Genomic DNA, 4,892 nt, shown 5'->3' on the forward strand with positions numbered 1-4,892 from the left:
TTCACCAGTTAATGAGTTATAAACAACAGCTCCATAACTGTTAACAACCGTTTCAAATATTACATTAGAATTTGTATTTACTGATCCAGCTAATTGTCTTTGAATTTGAAGCCCTAACGTGTCCAAATTGTTTCCTCCTTATTTACAATAACTTTAATGTTATTGCTCATTCATATTATGCCGTTGAATAATAATATGCTATTAAATATAATACACATACTCAAATTAATCATTTTTATAGATATTGAATTTTAATATATACTCTTAATCTGTTTTAAAAACAACAATTGTAAATATATTTATGTTCCTGTCAAAAAAAGACACCCTAAGGCATCCTCTTTTGACAATTAATCTTTTAATAGACGTAATTCCATTACTTAAATGTTTCTACAGCTTACATTTACCAACTCTCCGTGACACTAAAGGATGCAGTAACAGAGTTTGTAGGTGAACCTGCGATTCTAACTACTGCTAATGTGACAATCTCATCAAGTGGAAGTGTAAAGTTTAAAAGTTCAGCAGTAGCTAACACTCTAGTACCACTTCCTGTTCCCCCAGGTGTAACTCCTTGAAACACAACTTCTCCGCCCGTAATAGTTGTGGACGTTGTATTAACCTGGAGAGATGTTTCATTAAGAGGAATTATTGTAGTCGCTGTTGGGTAATCTGCAAAGGCACCATTTAGCGTCCCGCCTAGTAGTACTTGATAAGCTAAATCTGCTGACGTAATAATATTAATTTCCTCTAGATTAACTTCAACAGAGTTTGATCTTGCTGAACCTATTGGAAAAATCGCCTTTCTAGTAAATGAAATAATAGGGGTTAAAGTAGTTGTAATATTGGTAATAGTTCTTCTTTCTGAAGTTACTCTAAACGTAGGATTGTACTTTCCTATAATACTGTATTGTCTTCCCCCTACAAATAAATTGAAACCCGTAGCTGTTCCATTGTTATCAATTTCTGCTCGTAAAGGTTGATTTGGATCAGCAATACTTGTTTCAGCCGTTGGTGAATACCGATGAACAGTAATAACCTCTTGGGCTAAAGTGGTTGGGTCGGGTAATACTACCCTAAATTCAATGACACCATACCCGTACCAAGTAAATACAATTTGATATATATTTCCTTCTGCAAGAGTAAGTGTTGCTCCACTTGGACCTGTTCCATCTAGAGGATCCACATTCCAAGATGATTGATTAATAACAGTATCTACTCCTCCTCTTCGCACCGCTACAAAAATATCTGTACTCGTTGATCCAAAAAAAACACCATTCTCAGTGTCAAACAGACCCCACCTAGCAATCTGAGTGCCAGTTGGTGAGATAGGGATACGAACACCAATCCCAGCTTCTCCTGCAAAACCAGGCTCATATCTTCCTCTCAATGCACTCTCTAAAATAGCAGAATCTGCTCCACTTGCTGTAGTACTAACAATATATTCTGTAGCATCATTGGTGACTGTTCCTCCACCTGTTGTAGTAACAATATCTCTTAAGCTCGATACTCCGTACACAGACGTTAATTCAACGATGGGAAATTTTCTAGCAACTCTTAGTTCATTAAACTGCGAACTTACAGTTGGGCCAATATTTGAAATAATAATATCCGACATTAAATTGCCTCCTTTTAAAAATAGGGAGAAATCAATATTTTTATTTCTCCCATTCTATCTTTATACTTACCTTATTACCACTCTTCTGTAACCTGGAAGGTAGCTGCAACTAAATTACTACCACCTGATAGATTTGCAACGGCAAGCGTAATAGTGCTATCATCTGGCAACTCAAAATCTAATAAGCTAGCAGATCCTAAAATACGAGCATTTCCTGCAACTCCTGCAACCAATCCTTGTAATACCACTTGCCCACCAGAAATGGTTGTTAACGTGCTATTAACCCTTAGCGCAGTCTCAGTAGCTGGTATATTGGTTGTGGCTGTTGGAAAGTCTGCAAATGCTCCATTGATTGTTCCATCTAGTATTACCTGATAGACAATATCATCAGAGGTTACGAGGTCAATACTTTCTAATTTCACACTTACTGAGTTAGCTCTTCCAGAACCAGCTGGGAATACTGCTTTTCTTTGGAACGCAATAATTGGTGTCAATGTTCCAGTAGCTGTAACTTGTCTTCTTTCAGATGTTAAACGGAATGTTGGATTATATTCACCAATAATGCTATATTGTCTTCCACCCACAAATAAATTAATTGCAGTAGCTGTACCATTATTTGAAACCTCTCCACGAACTGGTAAATTTGGATCAGCAAGGCTAGTTTGGGCTGTAGGTGAGAACCTATGAACCGTAATAACCTCTTGGGCTAGTGTTATTGGGTCAGGTAATACCACCCTGAATTCTATTACGCCATATCCATACCAAGTAAACACTAGTTGAAATATATTGCCTTCTGAAAGGTCAAGCGTCGCTCCGCTTGGTCCTGTTCCATTTAAGGGATCCACATTCCATGAAGCCTGGGATACTATAGTGTCAACGCCAGCTCTCCTAATTGCTACAAAAATACCGTTGGCTACATCTTGGCCGAAGAATAAACCATTCTGATCATCAAACACACCCCATCTTACTGCTTGTGAACCTGTAGGTGCTACTGGAAGACGTACACCTATTCCTGCCTCTCCTGCAAATCCTGATTCGTATCTTCCTCTTTCTGCGCTCTCCAAAATTGCGCTATCTGCACCACTTGCAGTTGTACTCAAAACAAATTCCGTGCTATTACTTGTAACCGTTCCTGTACCTGTTGTTGTAACCACATCTCTAAGGTTAGATAGCCCATATACTGAGATTAATTCAATTAGAGGTGTTTTTTCTGCGGTTCTTAATTCATTAAACTGCGAACTAACATCGGGTCCTACATTTGCTATTGTTGCTGTGGTACCAAATTCACCAGTGGCTCCAGTTGCTCCGGTAGATCCCGTTGCTCCTGTTGCGCCAGTGTCACCGGTTGATCCAGTTGCTCCAGTTGAACCTGTTGCACCCGTTACTCCTGTTGCCCCGGTTGCCCCGGTTGCCCCGGTTGCCCCAGTTGCTCCAGTTGCTCCGATAGATCCCGTTACTCCTGTAGAACCAGTACCTCCAGTTATTCCTGTTTCACCAGTTGCTCCGGTAGATCCCGTTGCTCCTGTTGCGCCAGTGTCACCGGTTGCTCCAGTTGCCCCAGTTGAACCGGTTGCTCCCGTTGCTCCTGTTGCTCCTGTTGCTCCTGTTGATCCAGTTGCACCAGTTGAACCTGTTGCTCCAGTTGATCCAGTGGCTCCAGTTGAACCTGTTGCACCCGTTACTCCTGTTGCCCCGGTTGCCCCAGTTGCTCCAGTTGCTCCGATAGATCCCGTTACTCCTGTAGAACCAGTACCTCCAGTTACTCCTGTTTCACCAGTTGCTCCGGTAGATCCCGTTGCACCCGTAGCTCCTGTTACTCCTGTTGTTCCAGTTACTCCGGTTACTCCGGTTACTCCCGTTAATCCTGTTGCTCCCGTAGCCCCTGTTGTTCCTGTTATACTCACTACTTCTTCTGGAATCTCACCTAACACCAAATTTGCTATAATCGGTACTAAAGTAGAGTAAAATACAGTATTAGAAGTCAAATTTATTAATCTTAATGCTATTGGTGCTGAATCAACCTGTATAATAGCAAATCCAACAACCTCATTGTTTTTAATAGGTGAATTTCCTATTAAATCATCTCCTTGAGATGTTTGGATTGAAAAAGTTACATTACTCGCTCCTATAGATGACTGAGTTGCTACCCACCAATTAATAAAATATCTTCCTGCTTTATTTATTACTATTTCACCAGTTAGTGAATTATAAACTACAGGTCCATAACTGTTTACTACCGTGTCAAATATTACATTTGAATTTGTATTTACTGTTCCAGCTATTTGTCTTTGAATTTGAAGTCCTATCGTGTCCAATTTATTTCCTCCTTACTTACAATAACTTTAATGTTATTGCTCATTCATATTATGCAGTTTCCTTAATCTGTGCTATTAAATATTTTACATACATCTAATTAATAATTTTTTTAAAATATAACCATAAGAGTACTTAGACACACATTTCTTGAGAAAAAGAGTCTAAGATTCTATGATTATTTTTATATAATTTTTATTCGTATTCTTGGAAATAAAATTTACTACAGTTTAATTAACTTATCCTTTGAACCAAGATGGAGGCGTTAACATTTGTTTGACTTCCCCCTGCATTCTCTTGTAGAGTAATTGCTGTTGCACTAGTATGATTTCTCACCGATAACAAATCACCGGCTATAGCTGAGATAATCACCATACCTGGGTTCGGTTGATTTACATCTCCAGATCCGTAGGTGGTTCCTCCAATTGGTGCACTGTTTAGATAAAGCGTAAACTGGTTTGCTTCTTCCCCTGTAACACTGAACAATACTGCATAATCACCGGTGCTACCAAGATTAATTGTGGATGTTCCCGGTGTATGGAAAACATCAATAATGATACCGTTGATATCAAAATTAATAGAACCTTCTACTGCTACCGATTGTGCACTTGTATTGTAAATATAACCGTATCCTGCTAAACCTTGTGGTGCAGTACTACCGGGTGAGCCTGTAAATCCTGTTGCTCCAGTTGCTCCAGTTGCTCCAGTTGCTCCTGTTACTCCAGTTACTCCTGTTACTCCTGTAGCTCCGGTGTCGCCTGTCGATCCTGTATTCCCTGTTACACCGGTTGCACCAGTATCTCCTGTAACCCCTGTTGCTCCAGTTGCTCCGGTTACCCCAGTAGCTCCCGTAGCTCCTGTTGTTCCTGTTATACTTCCTACTTCTTCTGGAATCTCACCTAACACCAAATTTGCTTTAATCGGTACTAACGTAGAGTAAAATACAGTATTAGAAGTTAAATTTATT

General features: G+C 39.7%; 3 protein-coding genes. All 3 read right to left on the reverse strand.

The features are described from left to right. Positions 1-400: 400 nt before the first annotated feature. Complete coding sequence (locus tag KPL55_RS25165) at positions 401-1,612, reverse strand: hypothetical protein (RefSeq protein WP_216309502.1); 1,212 nt, start codon at positions 1,610-1,612, stop codon at positions 401-403. 74 nt (positions 1,613-1,686) lie between these two features. Further along, positions 1,687-3,927 carry a hypothetical protein gene (locus KPL55_RS26495; protein WP_281418916.1) on the reverse strand — a complete coding sequence of 747 codons (2,241 nt, stop codon included), beginning with the start codon at positions 3,925-3,927 and terminating at the stop codon, positions 1,687-1,689. Between the two features lie 232 nt (positions 3,928-4,159). After that, a partial coding sequence (locus KPL55_RS25175) for a hypothetical protein (RefSeq protein ID WP_216309503.1) occupies positions 4,160-4,892 on the reverse strand: 733 nt, incomplete at its 5' end.

The organism is Clostridium lacusfryxellense, from assembly GCF_018861735.1.
Taxonomy (GTDB): domain Bacteria; phylum Bacillota; class Clostridia; order Clostridiales; family Clostridiaceae; genus Clostridium_AD; species Clostridium_AD lacusfryxellense.

What these genes read in the sequence shown, in the direction of transcription:
- KPL55_RS25165 (WP_216309502.1), bottom strand. Translation starts at nt 1,612, where the DNA reads ATGTCGGATATTATTATTTCAAATATTGGCCCAACTGTAAGTTCGCAG.